General features: G+C 72.3%; 15 protein-coding genes. 4 read left to right on the top strand and 11 right to left on the bottom strand.

Annotated features, from left to right (window positions below; all coding sequences use genetic code 11):
- Positions 1 to 615, bottom strand: coding sequence for a TetR/AcrR family transcriptional regulator (locus tag HUT10_RS15420; RefSeq protein ID WP_176171845.1), 615 nt, complete (start codon positions 613 to 615; stop codon positions 1 to 3).
- A 237-nt stretch (positions 616 to 852) separates the two neighbouring features.
- Between HUT10_RS15420 and HUT10_RS15425 the strand changes: the two genes are divergently transcribed.
- Positions 853 to 4,086: a S8 family serine peptidase gene (locus HUT10_RS15425; protein WP_176171846.1), complete on the top strand. Its 3,234-nt coding sequence runs from the start codon at positions 853 to 855 to the stop codon at positions 4,084 to 4,086.
- Here the strand turns inward: HUT10_RS15425 and HUT10_RS15430 are convergent.
- Positions 4,083 to 5,306 carry an ROK family transcriptional regulator gene (locus tag HUT10_RS15430; RefSeq protein WP_176171847.1) on the bottom strand — a complete coding sequence of 408 codons (1,224 nt, stop codon included), beginning with the start codon at positions 5,304 to 5,306 and terminating at the stop codon, positions 4,083 to 4,085. The two genes, HUT10_RS15425 and HUT10_RS15430, sit on opposite strands and share 4 nt — an antisense overlap.
- A 98-nt stretch (positions 5,307 to 5,404) precedes the next feature.
- Between HUT10_RS15430 and xylA the strand changes: the two genes are divergently transcribed.
- Positions 5,405 to 6,553 carry a xylose isomerase gene (xylA, locus tag HUT10_RS15435; RefSeq protein WP_176171848.1) on the top strand — a complete coding sequence of 383 codons (1,149 nt, stop codon included), beginning with the start codon at positions 5,405 to 5,407 and terminating at the stop codon, positions 6,551 to 6,553.
- A gap of 16 nt (positions 6,554 to 6,569) precedes the next feature.
- Here xylA and HUT10_RS15440 read toward each other — a convergent pair whose 3' ends face one another.
- The 9 genes from HUT10_RS15440 to HUT10_RS15480 all read right to left on the bottom strand — a co-directional run bounded on the left by HUT10_RS15440 (position 6,570) and on the right by HUT10_RS15480 (position 14,948).
- Positions 6,570 to 7,214, bottom strand: a complete 645-nt coding sequence (locus HUT10_RS15440; protein ID WP_176171849.1) for a ThuA domain-containing protein — start codon at positions 7,212 to 7,214, stop codon at positions 6,570 to 6,572.
- A gap of 12 nt (positions 7,215 to 7,226) precedes the next feature.
- Positions 7,227 to 8,597 carry an alkaline phosphatase family protein gene (locus tag HUT10_RS15445; protein WP_176171850.1) on the bottom strand — a complete coding sequence of 457 codons (1,371 nt, stop codon included), beginning with the start codon at positions 8,595 to 8,597 and terminating at the stop codon, positions 7,227 to 7,229.
- Complete coding sequence (gene eboE, locus HUT10_RS15450) at positions 8,594 to 9,721, bottom strand: metabolite traffic protein EboE (protein WP_176171851.1); 1,128 nt, start codon at positions 9,719 to 9,721, stop codon at positions 8,594 to 8,596. The genes HUT10_RS15445 and eboE overlap by 4 nt, the downstream gene beginning before the upstream one ends.
- Entirely contained in the window at positions 9,718 to 10,569 is an 852-nt protein-coding gene (locus HUT10_RS15455) for a TatD family hydrolase (protein WP_176171852.1), read from the bottom strand. The genes eboE and HUT10_RS15455 overlap by 4 nt, the downstream gene beginning before the upstream one ends.
- Positions 10,569 to 11,090: an EboA domain-containing protein gene (locus tag HUT10_RS52210; protein WP_176171853.1), complete on the bottom strand. Its 522-nt coding sequence runs from the start codon at positions 11,088 to 11,090 to the stop codon at positions 10,569 to 10,571. Before HUT10_RS52210 ends, HUT10_RS15455 begins: the two co-directional genes overlap by 1 nt.
- Positions 11,087 to 11,908: a sugar phosphate isomerase/epimerase gene (locus HUT10_RS52215; RefSeq protein ID WP_176171854.1), complete on the bottom strand. Its 822-nt coding sequence runs from the start codon at positions 11,906 to 11,908 to the stop codon at positions 11,087 to 11,089. Before HUT10_RS52215 ends, HUT10_RS52210 begins: the two co-directional genes overlap by 4 nt.
- The gene (locus tag HUT10_RS15470; protein WP_176171855.1) at positions 11,905 to 12,756 is read right to left on the bottom strand and encodes an SCO3242 family prenyltransferase; all 852 of its coding nucleotides are present in this window, start codon (positions 12,754 to 12,756) and stop codon (positions 11,905 to 11,907) included. The genes HUT10_RS52215 and HUT10_RS15470 overlap by 4 nt, the downstream gene beginning before the upstream one ends.
- A complete protein-coding gene (locus HUT10_RS15475; protein WP_176171856.1) occupies positions 12,741 to 13,850 on the bottom strand; it encodes an inositol-3-phosphate synthase in 1,110 nt (369 codons plus the stop codon). The genes HUT10_RS15470 and HUT10_RS15475 overlap by 16 nt, the downstream gene beginning before the upstream one ends.
- A 636-nt stretch (positions 13,851 to 14,486) precedes the next feature.
- Positions 14,487 to 14,948, bottom strand: a complete 462-nt coding sequence (locus HUT10_RS15480) for a MarR family winged helix-turn-helix transcriptional regulator (protein ID WP_176171857.1) — start codon at positions 14,946 to 14,948, stop codon at positions 14,487 to 14,489.
- A gap of 133 nt (positions 14,949 to 15,081) precedes the next feature.
- On the opposite strand from HUT10_RS15480, the gene HUT10_RS15485 reads away from it, so the two are divergent.
- Entirely contained in the window at positions 15,082 to 16,266 is a 1,185-nt protein-coding gene (locus HUT10_RS15485; RefSeq protein ID WP_176171858.1) for an MFS transporter, read from the top strand.
- A gap of 23 nt (positions 16,267 to 16,289) precedes the next feature.
- Positions 16,290 to 17,123 (top strand): aldo/keto reductase, encoded by an 834-nt coding sequence (locus tag HUT10_RS15490; protein WP_303246966.1) that lies wholly within the window; start codon positions 16,290 to 16,292, stop codon positions 17,121 to 17,123.
- Positions 17,124 to 17,128 lie beyond the last annotated feature (5 nt).

Genomic DNA, 17,128 nt, shown 5'->3' on the forward strand with positions numbered 1-17,128 from the left:
TCATTCCTTCCGTTGGTAGGCGGCCAGCGCTTCGCGGGCCTTGTCGAGGACTTCGGAGGTGGCGAGCGGGTTGAGGAACAGGTGGCCGGCAGCCGCCGACATCCGCAGCATCGCCTCGTTCGTGCCCGGCTCCTCGCCGAGCGCGCGGGCCACGTGGTCCTGCAGGATCATCAGCCCGCCGGTCATCGCCGCGAGCGCCGCGGCGACGCCCCGCGGGTCCGGCACGTCCATGCCCTGCTCGCGGAAGTAGCGCTCGGTTTCGTCGACGATCTCGGTGAACTGCACCTCGGCGGCGGGCGAACCGTCGATCAGGGCGCGGCCCAGGTACCGGCGGTAGAGCAGCTGACGGGTGTCGAACACCGGGAGGAAGCCGGGGTTCGCGGCGCCCTTGGCCAGCACGTCCTCCTTGAACTTCACCAGTTCGTCGAAGACGTGCGCGTCACAGGCTTCGCGCAGCCCCTCCTTGGAGCCGAAGTGGTGGCGGATCAGGCCGCCCGACACCCCGGCTTCCCGGGCGATGTCGAGGATCGACGTCTTCTCCATGCCCTGCTCGGTGAACAGCCGGATGGCGGCGTCGCGGATCCGGGCCCGGGCGGTGAGGTCTTCGGCGTTCATCAGGCGTCCTATACGTACGTGTAGTCGACTACACGGAAATATAGTCCGCTGCACACGCGTGTAGCAAGGCCGCACTTTCACGGGAAAGTGCGGCTTCCGGTGACGGCCTAACCGGGCAGTGCATTAGGCCATTTGGCTCGCAACCAATTGCGGTCTATGGGCTAACTGTCTGATTGCTGACGAAGATCCCACCCTGTGTACTGCTCGGTACGCACATCTTCACGAAGGGTCGTTTCAGTGACACAGCACAGATCGCGCTGGAGACGGCGGGCCGGGATCACCGTCCTCGCCACCGCACTCGGCGCCTCCGTCCTCGGCGTCGCCGTCCCGGTGGCCTCCGCCCAGCAGGCTTCGCCCACCAGCGGCGCGGCCGACGGCAAGACCCTCGACGAGCACGACCGCGCGCTCGTCGCCGAAGCCGAGAAGGCGGGCAAGCCCGACGTCACCCTGCTGATCGCCGCGGAAAAGGGCCAGACCGGCGCCGCCGTGAACGAGCTCAAGGCGCTCGGCGGGGTGGTCCAGTCCACGGACACGAAGCTCGACTACGTCAAGGTCAGCATCCCGCCCGAGAAGGCGGAGAAGGCCGCGAAGCTCAAGTCGGTCAACGCCGTCGACGTCGACGGCCTCGTCTACCGCGACGACCCCAAGCCCGACGGCGCGACCACCCCGCTGCCGCAGCCGGCCCCGGGCAAGAACACCCCGCGCGTCAACCCGTACCTGCCCACCGGCGACACCTACGCGGCGCAGTTCGGCCAGGTCCTGCCCAACTGGGACGGCAAGGACACCACGGTCGCGGTGCTCGACTCCGGCGTCGACCTCGACTCCCCCGCGCTGGCCACCACCAGCCACGGCGAACGCAAGATCGTCGACTGGTACAACGCCAACGCCACCAACTCCGGCGACGGCACCTGGGTCAAGCAGTCCACGGCCACCTACACCGGCACCTTCACCTCGAACGGCAAGACGTGGACGGCCCCGGCGACCGGTGGCCCGTACACCTTCGGCCTCTTCAGCGAGACCGCCGGCGACCTGGGCGGCGCCGACAGCGAAACCGGCGGTGACGTCAACCGCGACGGCGACCGCGCCGACTCCTGGGGCGTGCTGCTCGACAGCGCGACCAAGGAGGTCCGCGTCGACCTCAACGGCAACGGCGACTTCACCGACGAGAAGCCGATGACCGACTACGCCAAGAAGTACGACTACGGCTTCTTCGGCACGGACAACCCGGCGACCGACGTCGCCGAGCGGATGGCCTTCGTCGTCCAGACCGACAAGCCGGGCTACGTCGGCATCGGCATCGCCGGCGCCGAGCACGGCTCGCACGTCGCGGGCATCGCCGCCGGCAACGACCTCTTCGGCGGCAAGATGGACGGCGCGGCCCCGGGCGCGAAGCTGCTGGCGGTCAAGGTCTGCCTCACCGGCACCGCCTGCACGTCGTCGGGCCTGGTCGACGGTGTCGTCTACGCGGCCAGTCACGGTGCCGACGTCATCAACATCTCGATCGGCGGCCTGCCCGCCCTCAACGACGGCAACAACGCCCGTGCGGAGCTCTACAACCGCACGATCGCCGAGTACAACGTCCAGATCTTCATCTCGGCGGGCAACAGCGGCGCCGGGGCGAACACCGTCGGCGACCCGTCGGTGGCCACGGACGCGATCTCGGTCGGCTCCTACATCACCAAGGAGACCTGGCTGTCCAACTACGGCTCGGTCACGCAGAACGCCGAGTCGCTGCACCCGTTCTCCTCGCGCGGCCCGCGTGAGGACGGCGGCTTCAAGCCGGACATCATCGCGCCCGGCGCGGCGATCGCGACCATCCCGCGCTGGGAAGCGGGAGGCCCGGTGGCCGGCACGTACGGCCTGCCCGCGGGCTACGCGATGCTGCAGGGCACGTCGATGGCGTCGCCGCAGGCGACCGGCGCGGCGGCCCTGCTGGTGAGCGCGTACAAGGCGACCCACAACGGCCAGCGGCCGCCGGTGGCGCAGCTGCGTTCGGCGATCAAGTCGACCGCGCGGTTCGTGCCGGGCATCGGCGCGTACGCCCAGGGCGCGGGCCTGTTCAACGTCCCCGCCGCGTTCGTCGCGCTTTCGCTCAACCCGAAGCCGGACACGGTTTCGACGTCGGTCGAGGTGCACACCGCGCTGTCGGGCCTGCTGGCCAAGCCGAACACCGGCGTGGGCATCCACGACCGCGAAGGCGTGACCGCCGGCAAGGCCTACACCCGGACGTACACGATCACCCGCACCACGGGCGCGGCGCACCCGGTGCCGTACTTCGTGCGGTGGGTCGGCAACGACGGCACGTACTCCTCCGGCTCGACGGTGGTGCTGCCGCTGAACGCGCCGGTGAAGTTCGACGTGAAGGTGAACCCGAAGGGCACCGGGGTCCACTCGGCCCTGCTCTACCTGGACAACCCGCTGACCGTCGGCATCGACGTGCAGACCCTCAACACGGTTTTCGCGCCGCAGGAGTTCGTCGCCGGCAAGGGCTTCCAGGTCGACGTCACGGGCAAGGCCGCCCGCAACCAGGCGACCAGCTACTTCGTGCGGGTGCCGCAGGGCGCCAGCGCGCTGAAGGTGGACCTGGACGCCGGCGCCGGCGCCCCGGGCAAGGGCCAGGTGCGGTTCCTGCGGTACGACCCGACCGGTGTCCCGGCCGAGGCCAGCACGTCGACGACGTACTGCTACCTCCCCGACGCGGGCGCGGGCTGCCCCGGCGGCACGCCGACCAGCCGTACCATCGCCAACCCGCTTCCGGGCGTGTGGGAGATCGTCGTCGAGGCGCGCCGGACGTCCGACGCGGCCGAAGCGCCGTACAAGCTGTCGGCTTCGGTGCTGGGCACGGCGATCTCGCCGAACCCGGACACCATCGCCTCCGCCACGCTGAACACGCCGATCTCGCGGTCCTACACCGTGCAGAACACCCTCGGCGCGTTCACCGGCAAGCTGAACGGGGCCACGCTGGGCAGCGCGAAGACCCTGCGCCCGTCGATCGCCGAGGGTGCGCAGCAGCAGTACCAGATCGCGGTGACGCCGGGCTCGACGTCGCTGACCGCCACCATCGGCAAGACCTCCGACGTGGGCGCCGACCTCGACCTGGTGCTGTACAACTGCACCACCGGGTCGTGCGTCCAGGCGGGGATCAGCGCGGACGGTGACTCCGAGGAGTCGGTGACCGTGCCCAACCCGGCGGCGGGTGTCTGGGTCGCGCTGGTGGACGGCTACGCGGTGCCCTCCGGCACCACGGAGTTCGACTACCTGGACGTCTTCACCAACCCGGCCTTCGGGTCGGTCGCGGTGACCGACGCCAACGCCCTGCACGCCTCGGGCAGCTCGTGGACGGTGCCGGCGACGGTGACGGCCACCGCCGCCCCGGCGGCCGGCCGCACCCTGCGCGGTCAGCTGAGCGTGCAGACCGACACCGGGGTCACGGTCGGCACCTCGCTGGTGCAGATCACCTCGGTGAGCTAGTCCGGCAAGTCCGTGAAGGCCGCCTCGGGGACTCCCCGGGGCGGTCTTCCGTTTGGCTGGGTTTCCTGCGCCCGGGTGACGAACGGCGCCGGGTCCGCGATGACCCGGTGGATGACCCGGCCGGCGGCGCCGAGCGTGGCCGCGTCACCGCCCAGGCGGGACGCCGTCAGGTGCGGGGGCGCGCCGCGCAGGCCGCCCAGCCGCTTGGCCAGGACCTCCGACACCGGTCCGGACAACCACGGGTACAGCGGCGTGAACACCCCGCCGAGCACGATGCGGTCGAGGTCCAGCAGGTTCACCGCCGACGTCAGGGCGATGCCGAGGGCGTGCCCGGCCGCCGCGCACGCGGCCAGCGCCGTCTCGTCGCCGCTTTCGAGGGCCGCCAGCAAGGCAGGCACCGAGGCCGCGTTTCCCGCCGCCAGCAAGGCTTCCTGCCCGGCGTACGTCTCCAGGCAGCCGCTGCCGCCGCAGCGGCACTGCGCGCCATCGGGCGCTACGACGACGTGCCCCAGCTCGCCGGCCAGGCCCGTCGCGCCGGCGTACAGCACGCCATTGACCACCAGGCCCGCACCGATGCCGATTTCGCCGGACACGTACAGGAAGTCGCGCTCGCCGTTGCCGTACCAGAGCTCGCCGAGAGCTGCGAGGTTCGCTTCGTTGTCCAGTTCGACCGGGACCGGCAGCCGGAGCAGGCCGGCCGGGCGGACGTCCTGCCAGCCGAGGTTGGGGGCGCTGAACAGCACGCCGTCGCCGACCGGGCCGGAGACCGCGAGCACCGCGCCCGCCGTCTCGAGCCCCAGCCGGCCGGCCTCGCCGAGCGCCTCGGACGCCAGGTCCTGCAGCTCCCCCAGCACCAGCTCCGGCCGCGAGCCGCGGTTGTCGCGTTCGCGGCGGGCGGCGACGCGGACCTCGCCGGTGAGGTCGAGCACGCGTGCCGCGAGGTAGTCGACGTTGACCTCCAGGCCCAGCGACGCCACCCGCGCCCCGCTGAGCACCAGGTCCACGCCCGGCCGGCCGCGTTCGCCCGCCCGCGCGGGGCCGGTCTCGGCGAGCAGGCCCGCTTCCACCAGGTCGCCGACCAGCTTCGAGACGGTCGACTTGGTCAGGCCGGTGGCCTCGGCGAGCGCGGCCCGGGTGAGCGGGGCGCCGCGGCTGACCGCGCCCAGCACGACCCCGAGGTTGCGGGCGCGCATCTCCTCGTGCCGCACGGCCTGCGTCATCGTGTCCTCCCGCGAAGCACTCTAACCGGCCCTCTTGACGCCCCGGTGCTCCGCGGCGCATATTTAGTCTACAACGCGAACTAAATGAAGGGACAGTCATGAGCGACTACGCTCCCCAGCCGGCCGACAAGTTCACCTTCGGCCTCTGGACCGTGGGCTGGCCCGCCAACGACCCGTTCGGCGTCGCGACGCGGGCGGCGCTCGACCCGGTCGAGAGCGTGCACCGGCTCGCGGAGCTGGGCGCCTACGGCGTGACCTTCCACGACGACGACCTGCTGGCCACCGAGCCGGACCGCGACAAGGCGATCGAGCGGTTCCGCAAGGCGCTGGCCGAGACCGGCCTCAAGGTCCCGATGGCGACGACGAACCTGTTCACCCACCCGGTGTTCAAGGACGGCGGCCTGACCAGCAACGACCGTGACGTCCGCCGCTACGCGCTGCGGAAGGTGCGCCGGAACCTCGACCTCGCGGCCGAGCTCGGCGCGGAGACCTACGTCGTCTGGGGTGGCCGCGAAGGCGCCGAGTCCGACGCCGCGAAGGACGTCCGCGCGGCGCTGGACCGCTACAAGGAGGGCCTCGACCTGCTCGCCGACTACGTCGTCGAGAAGGGCTACCACCTGCGGTTCGCCTTGGAGCCGAAGCCGAACGAGCCGCGCGGCGACATCCTGCTGCCGACGATCGGGCACGCACTGGGCTTCATCTCCCAGCTCGCGCGGCCGGAGCTGTTCGGGCTGAACCCGGAGGTCGGGCACGAGCAGATGGCCGGCCTCAACTTCGTGCACGGCATCTCGCAGGCGCTGTGGCAGGGCAAGCTGTTCCACATCGACCTCAACGGCCAGCACGGCCCGAAGTACGACCAGGACCTGATCTTCGGCCACGGTGACCTGAAGAGCGCGTTCTTCCTGGTCGACCTGCTGGAGAACGGCGGCTACGAGGGTCCGCGGCACTTCGACTACAAGCCGCTGCGCACCGAGGACGCCGAGGACGTGTGGGTGTCGGCGGCGGCGAACATGCGGACCTACCTGATCCTCAAGGAGAAGTCGGCGGCGTTCCGGGCCGACCCGGAGGTCGTGGAAGCACTCGCCGCGTCGCGGGTCCCGGACCTCTCGACCCCGACGCTGGCGCCGGGCGAGACGTTCGACGACGTGCTGAACGACGAGTTCGACCTCGACGCGGCCGCCGCGCGCGGCTACCACTTCACCCGGCTCAACCAGCTCGCCCTGGAGCACCTCCTCGGCGTGCGCTGACCCGCGGCCGATGCCGCTACGCCGCGGGAAGCACTCCCGCGGCGTAGCGGATCGCGCCCAGCAGCAACGCGCGGAAGCCCGGCTCGGCGTAGGACTCGCTCGTGTGGCCGAGCCCGGTGTAGAACGCCCGGCCGCGGCCCTGCGGGTGGCACCACGTGATCGGGTGGTCGGCCCCCATGCCGCCACCGGTGTAGCTGGACTCGTCCAGCGTCTGCAGCACCCGGACGCGGCCACGCGGGTTGGTCCGGAAGTCGTACAGCTCGTCGGTCCGGGTCCACACCGGCGGCAGGTGGGCGGTCGCCGGGTGCGTGCCGTCCTCGGTCACGAACCGGGCCCGCTGGATCTCCGGGTGGCGGTCGAACCGGGCCCCCACCAGCTGTCCGTACCAGGGCCAGTCGTACCCGGTGTCGGCGGCCGCGTGGACGCCGACGAAGCCACCGCCTCCCTCCACATAGGACTCGAACGCCGCCTGGTGCGCCGCATCCAGGATCTCGCCGCTGGTCGACAGGAACACCACCACGTCGTGGGCGGGTGTGAACGCGTCCTCGGTCGCGGTGACGGTGAATCCGTGCGCCGCGCCCAGTTCCCGGATCGCCTCGATCCCCGCCGGGATCGAGGCGTGCCGGTACCCGGCCGTCTTGGAGAACACCAGCACCTGCACGGGAACCCCTCTTCACTCGGCGGGAACGGCGGCGGCCAGCAGGAGGTCCTTGACCTCGGTGGCGTGGATCTTCTCGCGGGCCGGTGCCGGGTCCGAGCACAGGAGCACCGGCCCGTCCTCGGCCGAGTCCGGCAGGCGGCCGTGGCTGCCGCGGACCGGCGCCGGGTCCAGCGGGACGACCTGCATCGAATACCGCAGGCCGAGCTTCTTGCGGGCCAGCGCGGCCGCCGCCTTCAGCTTGACCCTCGGGTCACGCGGGTCGAAGAACAGCTCGGCCGGGTCGTAGCCGGGCTTGCGGTGGATCTCCACCGTCCTCGCGAAGTCCGGCGCGCGGTCGTCGCTCAGCCAGTAGTAGTAGGTGAACCACGCGGCCGGCTCGGCGATCGCGACCAGCTCGCCCGCCCGCTCGTGGTCGATGCCGAGGCCGGCCTGCCCGTCCCGGTCGAGGACCACGTCCACGCCGGGCAGTCCGGCGACGAGGTCACGCACGCGCGGGACGTCCGCGGGGTCGGCGACGTAGACGTGCGCGACCTGGTGGTCGGCCACCGCGAACGCCCGGGACGTCCACGGGTCCAGGTACTCCATGCCCGCCTGGACGTACACGTTCAACAGGCCTTCGCGGCGCAGCGCCCGGTTGACGTCGACCGGACGGCTCGCGTTCGTGATGCCGTACTCCGACAGCGCGACGACGGTGTGCCCGCCCGCGGCCGCTTGCTCGAGCAGCGGCTGCAAGGCCGCGTCGATCTCGCGTGCCGCCGCCGCGGCCTGGGGTGCGTCCGGGCCGAAGCGCTGCAGGTCGTAGTCCAGGTGCGGGACGTAGACCAGCGTGGTGTCCGGCCGGTCCTGGGCCATGACCTGCTGCGCGGCGCCGATGATCCACCGCGACGACGTGATCGACGCCGTCGGGCCCCAGTAGGTGAACAGGGGGAACTCGCCGAGGTCGCCGACCAGCCGGTCGTGCAGCTGCGGCGGGGACGTGTAGCAGTCCGGCGACTTCTTGCCGTCGGCGTGGTAGATCGGCCGCGGGGTCACCGTGAGGTCGGTGGCCGCGCCCATCGCGTACCACCAGCAGACGTTCGCGACGCGGTGGCCGGGGTGTGCGCGGCGGGCCGCGTCCCAGAACTTGTCGCCCTGCACCAGCCGGTTGTGCTGGCGCCACAGGAACACCTCACCGAGCTCGCGGAAGTACCAGCCGTTGCCGACGATCCCGTGCCGCGCCGGGGTGAGGCCGGTGAGGAACGTCGACTGCACCGAGCAGGTGACCGCCGGGAACACCGTGTCCAGCTGCGCGGTGAAACCGGGCTCGGCCATCCGGCGCAGGTTCGGCATGTGCGGGAGCAGCCGCGGGGTGAGCCCGACGACGTCGAGGACCAGCAAACTCATCCACGCACCTCTTCCAGGCCGAGGGCGGTCAGTTCCCGCCGGGTCCACTCCAGCTCGGCCGCGATGCCCGCGACCAGCCCGGCGTCGTCGGCGGGTGCGTCCGGCAGCACCTGCCAGGTGTAGGTCTCGGCTTCGACGTGGTCGGTGCGCGCGGCCGCGCCGCCGAACAGCTCGGCCAGTGCGGCAGCCAGTACCGGCCGGGTCGACGTCAGCGGCGGTGCCGGGTCGGCGTGCAGCGGCACGTGGAAGTGCACCCGCCACGGGGATCGCCCCGGGAGGCTGCCGGCCAGGGCCAGGTCGAGGTCGTCGGCGCCGGGTGGCGGTCCTTCGTTGCTCTGGTGCAGGAACCGGGGCTCCACAAAGGACTCCAGGGCGGCCCGCGTCCCGGGATCGGCGGGATCGGCGGCCTCCAGTGCGGCCGACGCCTGGACCTTGACGACGGCCAGCCCGGCGGCGTCGAGCCGGCCCAGCGCGGCGGCCGGCTCTTCGAACCCCACCGCGAGGTGGCAGGTGTCCAGGCAGACACCCAGCCACTCCTTGTCCACTTCGGACAGCAGAGCCGCCGCCTGCGCGGTCGTCTCGATGACGCAGCCGGGCTCCGGCTCGAACGCCACCCGCACCGGCCGGCCCAGCCCGGCCAGCCCCTTCGCGAGGAGGTCCAGCTGACCGCCGTCGCCCCGCCAGTCCGTGCGCCAGCCGAGCGGCAGGGTCGAGACACTGCCGCGCACGGCGTCGTCCGGCAGCAGCTCGGCGAGCAGCCGAGCGAGGTCCAGGGTGTACCGCGTGCGCTCGGGCGCCGCCCAGTCCGGCCGGTACACCTCGTGCTTGACGACCGGGTCGTGGAAGCCTTGGTACGGGAAGCCGTTGAAGGTGACGACCTCCAGCCCCCGCGCGGCCAGTTCGCCGCGCAGCCGGGTCACCGCGGCCGGGTCGCCGGCCAGCTCGGCCGCCACCGGCCGGGCCAGCCACAGGCCGAGCCCGAGCCGGTCCACCCCGAGGCGCTCGCGCACCGGCTCGCCGAAGCGGGCCAGCTGGGCGAGCACGCCGTCGAGGTCTTCGGCCTGGTGGACGTTGGTGCAATAGGCGAGGTGGACGAGCGTGCCGTCACGGTGCCGGAACCTCACTTGCGCGCCCCCCGCAGGATCGAGTTGCCCGCGAACTCGGCTTCCGGCGGCACTTCGTCCAGCGACAGCCGCCCGCTCCGGCCGTAGAACTCGACCGGGTTGCGCCACAGCACCTCGTCGACGTCGTCCTCGGTGAACCCGGCGGCGAGCATCGCGTCGCCGGTCTTGCGGGTCTTGAGCGGGTCGCTCTTGCCCCAGTCGGCGGCCGAGTTCACCAGCACGCGCTCGGTGCCGTACTCCTTGAGGATCGCGACCATCCGGTCTTCGTCCATCTTCGTGTCCGGGTAGATGGAGAAGCCCAGCCAGCAGCCGGACTCCTTGGCCGGAGCCACGGTCAGCTCGTTGAGGTGGTCGAGCACCACCCGTTCCGGCGCGATGCCCGACTCGCGGACGACGGCGATGCTCCGCTCGGTCCCGGCCGCCTTGTCGCGGTGCGGGGTGTGGACGAGCGCGGGCAGGTCGTGGGCGATCGCCAGCGCGAGCTGGGCGGCGAACGCCGTGTCTTCCTCGGCGGTCATCGAGTCGTAGCCGATCTCGCCGACCGCGACCACGCCGTCCTTCTCCAGGTAGCGCGGCAGCAGTTCGAGCACCGGGACGCAGCGCGGGTCGTTGGCCTCCTTCGGGTTGAGCGCGATCGTGCAGTGGTGGGCGATGCCGAACTGGCTCGCGCGGAAGGGTTCCCAGCCGACGAGGGAGTCGAAGTAGTCGGTGAAGCTGCCGGCGTTCGTGCGCGGCTGGCCGAGCCAGAACGCCGGTTCGACCAGCGCCCGGACGCCGGCGGCGTGCATGGCCGCGTAGTCGTCGGTGGTGCGCGAGCTCATGTGGATGTGGGGGTCGAAGATGCGCATCAGCCGTCCTGTTCGTTCAGCAGGGTGCGGAGGTCGGCGGGGACTTCGCGGCCCGCCGCGGTGCGTTCGGCGGCGAAGTCCCGCAGCATGCGGAGCAGTTCTTCGTCGGTGCGGCGGTCGAGGCCGGCCACGGCTTCCAGGGGGATGCCCATGAAGACGCACTTGAGGACGCCGTGGCGGTAGGCGGGCGCGTCGAGGTGGGTGGCGGCGTACTCGCCCATCGCGGCGGTCACCAGGCGGGTGTCGTTGGTGCGGAGCGCGTCCGCGACCAGTTCGACACCGGCGTCCCCGGTGTCCACAACGGACAGTCCGAGGAGGACCGCACGCTTTTCGGCGGCGTCACCGTAGCGGTAAAGCCCGGGCATCTCCGCCGCGGCGCCGGGGGCCGCCTCGAGCAGTTCCACGCGAGCCGTGTCGGCCACCGTCCGGCCGACCCGGCGGCCGACGGCGGGGAACACCGTGCGCAAGGCCGTCGCGTCGGCGGCCACGTCGGACAGGGCCTGTTCCAGCCAGGCGTTCACGCGGTCACCGCCTTCCGCAGGAACTCCAGGGATTCGCGGGCGATCCGCGGGGCCGCGTGGCTGTCACGGGGCAGTTCGACGGCGACCAGGCCGCGGTACGGCTCCAGCGCGGCCAGCACCGGCGGGAAGTCGATCTCCCCCTTCCCGAACTCCAGGTGTTCGTGGGTGCCGCGGCGCATGTCGTCGATCTGGACGTTCACCAGCCGCGGCAGGGCCCGGCGGACGCAGTCGGGAACGGACGCGGACTCGGTGCAGCGGCAGTGCCCGATGTCCAGCGTGAGCCCGAACCGGGCCGGGTCACCGAGCCTCCTCGACAGCTCGAAGTACCCGTCGAGGTCCTCGACGAGCATGCCGGGCTCGGGTTCGAACCCGAGCCGGACGTCCTGCTCGTCGGCGGCTTCGAGCACCTCGGCACACCCGTCGACCAGGTACGCCCAGGCGTTCTCGGGTTCGAGGTCCGCGGGTTTGTTGCCGCTCCAGAAGGACACCGCTTCGGCGTTCAGGTCCGCGGCGATCGTCACCGCCCGCGTCAGGAACCCGACGCGGCGCGCCCGATCGGGGTCGAGGAACGTCGGCGAGTGCTTGCGCCACGGGTCGAGCAGGAACCGGGCGCCGGTCTCGATCACCACGGCGAGACCGAGCCGCTCGAGGTCAGCGGCCAGCGCGGCGACGCGGCGGGCGAGGTCCGGGCCGAACGGGTCGAGGTGCTGGTGGTCGAGGGTGAGCGCGACGCCGTCGTAGCCGAGGTCGGCCAGCACGCGCAGGGCGTCGCCGAGGCGGTGGTTGGCGAAGCCGTTGGTGCCGTACCCGAACCTCATGTCGGCGACACCTTCCGGCCCAGCGCCCGCGCGAGCGGGAACGCCGCGGCCACGGCGAGTGCCGGGCGCCACGCACCTGCCCGCGCGATCAGCCCGGCCTGCAGCGGGATCATGCCGTGGATCCCGGCGCCGACCGCCCGCCGGATCTTGACGGCGGCGGGATCGCGCACGGCGTCGAACTGCGCTCCGCCGGTGGTGACGGCATACCCGCCGAGCAGCGCCGAAGCCAGCGGGCCACCGCGGCCGGCGGCGAGCCCGACGCCGGCCGTCGCGGCCAGTGCGGCGGCGGGCAGCGCCGGGGTGGCACCGTCCACTTCGGACCTCGACAGCGTTGTCACGGCGTAGGTGTGCGCCCCGACCGTCAGCGCCGCGGGCAGGGCGGCGCGCTGCCCGCCGGCGCCGAGCAGGACGTCGAGGGTCCGGGCGGCGGCCATCGCGGCCGGGCCGAGGACGGTCTTTTTGAGCGCGAAGTCGTAGGCCCACACGGTGACGGCCAACGGAAGGGCGACGCGCAGGGCCCGTCGTCCCCCGGCGGCCGCGGCGATGCCCAGGCCGCCCGCGGTCAGCCCGGTGGCGACGCCGAGCGCCGTCCCGGGCGAGACCCGGCCCGACGGGATCGGCCGTTCGGGCCGTTCGACCGCGTCGAGGGCGCGGTCGGCGTAGTCGTTGAGCGCCATGCCCGCCCAGTAGAGGCAGACCGAGGCACCGGTCAGGGCGAGCGTGCGGCGGCCGAAGGGCCAGCCGGACGCGGCGGCCCCGGCGACGGCGTCCCCCGGCACGGTCAGCGCGGCGGGCGCGCGGACGAGCTCGGCCAGTACCTTCACCGGGGCCGTCACCGGTGCGCCCATTCGCGCAGGGCCGCGTACTGCGAAGCCAGGTCGGGCGGGCCGTCGCCGACGGGGTCCTTGAAGAAGAAGCCGAATTCGGCGACCGGCCCGGCCACGCCGTCGCGGCACGCCTTGCCGGTCAGCCGGGCGAGGTCGAGCACCAGCGGCGCGGCCAGCGCCGAGTCGCAGCCCTGCCAGGTGAGCTGCAGCGTCATCCGCGTGCCGAGGAAGCCTTCGAAGAGCACGTGGTCCCAGGCGGTCTTCCAGTCGCCGAGCGCCGGGACGTAGTCGATGTGCACCTCGCCGTCGACCGGCCGGTCGAGGTTGCGCGCCAGGACCTGCTGTTTCGAGGCGTTCTTGCTCGACGCGGCCGCGGGGTCGGCCAGGGTGGCGCCGTCACCGCCGCCGAGGAGGTTCGTGCCCGACCAGGCCAGGACGTTCAGCCCGCGCTGGGCGAACATCGGCGCGAGTACGGACCGGAGCAGCGTCTCGCCGGTCTTGCCGTCGCGGCCCGCGTACGGCTGCCCGGTGACGCGGGCGAACTCGTCGAGCGCGGGCAGGCGAGCCCCGGTGGACGGCGTGAAGTCGACAAAGCCACAACCGGCGCGGAAGGCGGCGTAGGCGTAGCGGGCGCTCGGGGGCAGCACGTCGAGCGCCTGGTCCAGGGCGGCCAGGGAGGCGTGCGCGGGGTGCGGCGGGCACGGCGGTTCGGTGGAGGCCACGTTGATCACGACGACGTGGTCGACGTGCCGACGGAACTCGGTGAGATCGGCGACGACCTGCTCGATCGCCGCGCGGCCAGGCCCGGACGGCGCCGGCCGCAGCCGGGCTTCGGCGGCGTCCAGCTCGGCCGCGACCGCACCGGGCAGCGCGGCCGGCAGCACCCCGGCGGCCGCGAGCTGCTCGACCCGCTTGACCAGCGGCGTGCCGACGACGTCGTGACCGCCGAAGACGAGGTCGCCGACGGCGGGCACGGCGGCCCCGGCGAAGTCCGGCAGGTCGGTCACGCAGCCGGTGCGGGCGGCGAGCCCCGCCCGCAAGGCGGCGGCCCCGGCAACGGCCGTGGTGGCCACCGAGCCGCGCGCGCCGATCAGCCAGACACCGATCTTCCCCATGGCTCCTCCAGTTCCCCGGTCCAGCCCGCGCCGGCCCTGACGCGGGTCCACACAGCGAGAGATCACGCGCCGGTCTGCGCCCGGCGCGGCGGTACTGGGTTCTGTTGCCTGGTAAGAACTTCACGGCCGACGGCGTCGGCCCCCCGGTTTCACGATACCGGCAGAAACGCCCAAATCGACCCCGCCGCGCGGACAACATGGCGGACAGAGCGCGATCATCCGGGCGAATCGCCGTGCCGCGGGCCGGCGGCCTCGCGGCGCGCGGGACCCGGAATTGTCGGAGGTGCCCGGTAACGTAAGAACCGGGGGACCCCCGGGCCGGGGACCTCTTCGCGGCGCGCCTCGGGCGTGTGGGGGCCGGAGCGGTCTTGCGGAAGGCGACCCGGCCCCGTCAGGCCGAAGCCGACCGACGAAGGCGAGCTCCGGCCCGTCAAGCCGAGGCGGTCCAGCGGAAGCGACCCCGGCCCGTCAGGCCGAAGCCGACCCGCAAAAAGCGAGCCCTAGCCCCTCAGACCGAAGCCGACCCACGAAAAGCGAGCCCCAGCCCGCCAGACCGAAGCCGCCCCAGCTACGCCAAGCGCCGTCCGCCCGCAGCCGCAAGCCCCCATCAAGCCGAGCTTGATCAGCCGAGCCTGATCAAGCCGAAGCGGCGCCGCCGAAGCTGAGCGCGCCCAGCGCCCCGACCAGCGGGGCCAGCTCCGGCAGCGCCTCGGCCTCTGCCAGCGCTTCCGCCAGCGCCGAGTCGTGCGTCGGCCGGGCCGCCGTCAACAGCGCGCGGCCGGCCGGCGTCACCTCCGTGTAGATCCCGCGGCGGTCGTCCGCGCACAGGTACCGGGCCAGCAGCCCGCGGCCCTCCAGCCGGGTCACCAGGCGGGTCGTCGCCGACTGGCTGAGGACCACCGCGTTGGCCAGCTGGTTCATCCGCAGGTGGAAGCCGTCCTGGCGGGCCAGCACGTCCAGCACCGTGTACTCGCTCACCGACAGCTCGTGGTCGCGCTCGAGGGCGCGCTGCAGCCTGTCCTCGATCCGCGCGTGGAGCGCGGCCAGCGTCCGCCAGCCCTGTGCGCGCGCTTCGATGGCGTCGTCGTCCAGTGACACGGTTCACCTCTCCCCGGCTTGCGCGGACCACCCGACAAGTCGCAAGCTTGTGCAATATACGGCGTCTGCAACTATCTCGGACGCTTGTAGTTGCCAACGACAACCACAGTCTACCCCCGGAAGAAGGAAGTCCATGCCCGCCGCTCTGCTCGCACTGGCGATCAGCGCTTTCGGGATCGGCACCACCGAGTTCGTGATCATGGGTTTGCTGCCCGAGGTCGCGGCCGATTTCGGTGTCTCGATCCCGTCCGCAGGCCTGCTCATCTCGGGCTACGCGCTCGGCGTCGTCGTCGGCGCTCCCCTGCTCACCGCGCTGGCCTCGCGGGTGCCGCGCAAGACCGTGCTGGTCGCCCTGATGGGCCTGTTCATCGCGGGCAACGTGCTCTCGGCGCTCGCCCCGAGCTACGGCCTGCTGATGACCGGCCGGGTCGTCGCCGCCCTCTCACACGGCGCCTTCTTCGGCGTCGGCTCGGTCGTGGCCGCGTCGCTGGTCGCCCCGGCCAAGCAGGCCAGCGCCATCGCGCTGATGTTCACCGGGCTGACCGTGGCGAACGTGCTCGGCGTGCCCGCCGGCACCGCACTCGGCCAGGCCTTCGGCTGGCGCTCGACGTTCTGGGTGGTCAGCGCGCTCGGCGTGGCCGGCGCGATCGGCATCCTCGCGCTCGTGCCGCACCAGAAGCCGGACCCCGGCGCCGGCCTGCGCGGCGAGCTCGCCGTGTTCCGCCGCCCGCAGGTGTGGCTCGCGCTGGTGATGACCGCGCTCGGCTTCGCCGGGGTGTTCGCCTCCTTCACCTACATCGCCCCGATGATGACCGAGGTCGCCGGCTTCTCGAGCGGCGCCGTCACCTGGCTGCTCGTGCTCTTCGGCGCCGGCCTGTTCGCCGGCAACCTGCTCGGCGGCCGGGCGGCGGACCGCAGGCTGATGCCCAGCCTGTACGTCATCCTCGCCGCACTGGCGCTGGTGCTGGTGGCGTTCGTGTTCACCGCGCACGCGAAGGTGCCCGCGGCGATCACGATCGCGTTGTTCGGCGCGGCCGGCTTCGCTACCGTGCCGCCGCTGCAGGCCCGCGTGATGGCCAAGGCCGAGGGCGCCCCGGCGCTGGCCTCGGCCGCGAACATCGCCGCGTTCAACCTCGGCAACGCCGGCGGCGCCTGGCTCGGCGGCCAGGCCATCGACGCCGGCCTCGGTTACACCGCCCCCAACTGGATCGGCGCCGCGCTCGCCGCGGCCGGCCTCGCCGTGGCGCTCGTCTCCGGACTGCTCGACCGCCGTTCCCCGGCTAGTTTCGAAGCCGCGGAACGGGTACTCGCCCGATGAACCAGCCACCGAAAGGACCCCTCGTGACCAGCGTGCCCGACATCGAACTCAACAACGGCGTGCGGATGCCGCAACTCGGCTACGGCGTGTTCCAGGTCCCGGACGACGAGACCGCCGCCGCCGTGAAGACCGCCCTCGAAGTGGGCTACCGCAGCATCGACACCGCGGCCGTCTACGGCAACGAAAAGGGTGTCGGCCAGGCGATCGCCGAGTCCGGCATCGCCCGTGACGAGCTGTTCGTCACCACCAAGCTGTGGAACTCCGCACAGGGCTACGACTCGACGCTCAAGGCGTTCGACGAGAGCATGGCCAAGCTCGGCCTGGAGCAGCTGGACCTGTACCTGATCCACTGGCCGACCCCGGCGCGCGGCAAGTTCCTCGACACGTGGAAGGCGTTCGAGAAGCTGTACACGGACGGCCGCGTCCGCGCGATCGGCGTCTCCAACTTCCAGCCGTCGCACCTCGAGCGCCTGCTCGACGCGGCCGAGATCGCCCCCGCGGTCAACCAGGTCGAACTGCACCCCTACCTGCAGCAGCGCGAGCTGCGCGAGTTCGACGCCAAGCAGGGCATCGCGACCGAGGCGTGGAGCCCGCTGGCCAAGGGCGGCAGCCTGCTCGGCGACCCGGTGGTCGCGGAACTGGCGGTGAAGCACAGCCGCACGCCCGCGCAGATCGTGCTGCGGTGGCACCTGCAGCTGGGCAACGTGGTGATCCCGAAGTCGGTCACGCGGTCCCGGATCGAGGAGAACTTCGACCTGTTCGGGTTCACCCTCACGGAGGAGGAGATGGAGTCGCTGACCCCGCTGGACCGCGGCGAGCGCACCGGCCCGGACCCGGACACCTTCAACGCCGCCTGACGCGG

The organism is Amycolatopsis sp. Hca4 (genome assembly GCF_013364075.1).
Taxonomy (GTDB): Bacteria; Actinomycetota; Actinomycetes; order Mycobacteriales; family Pseudonocardiaceae; genus Amycolatopsis.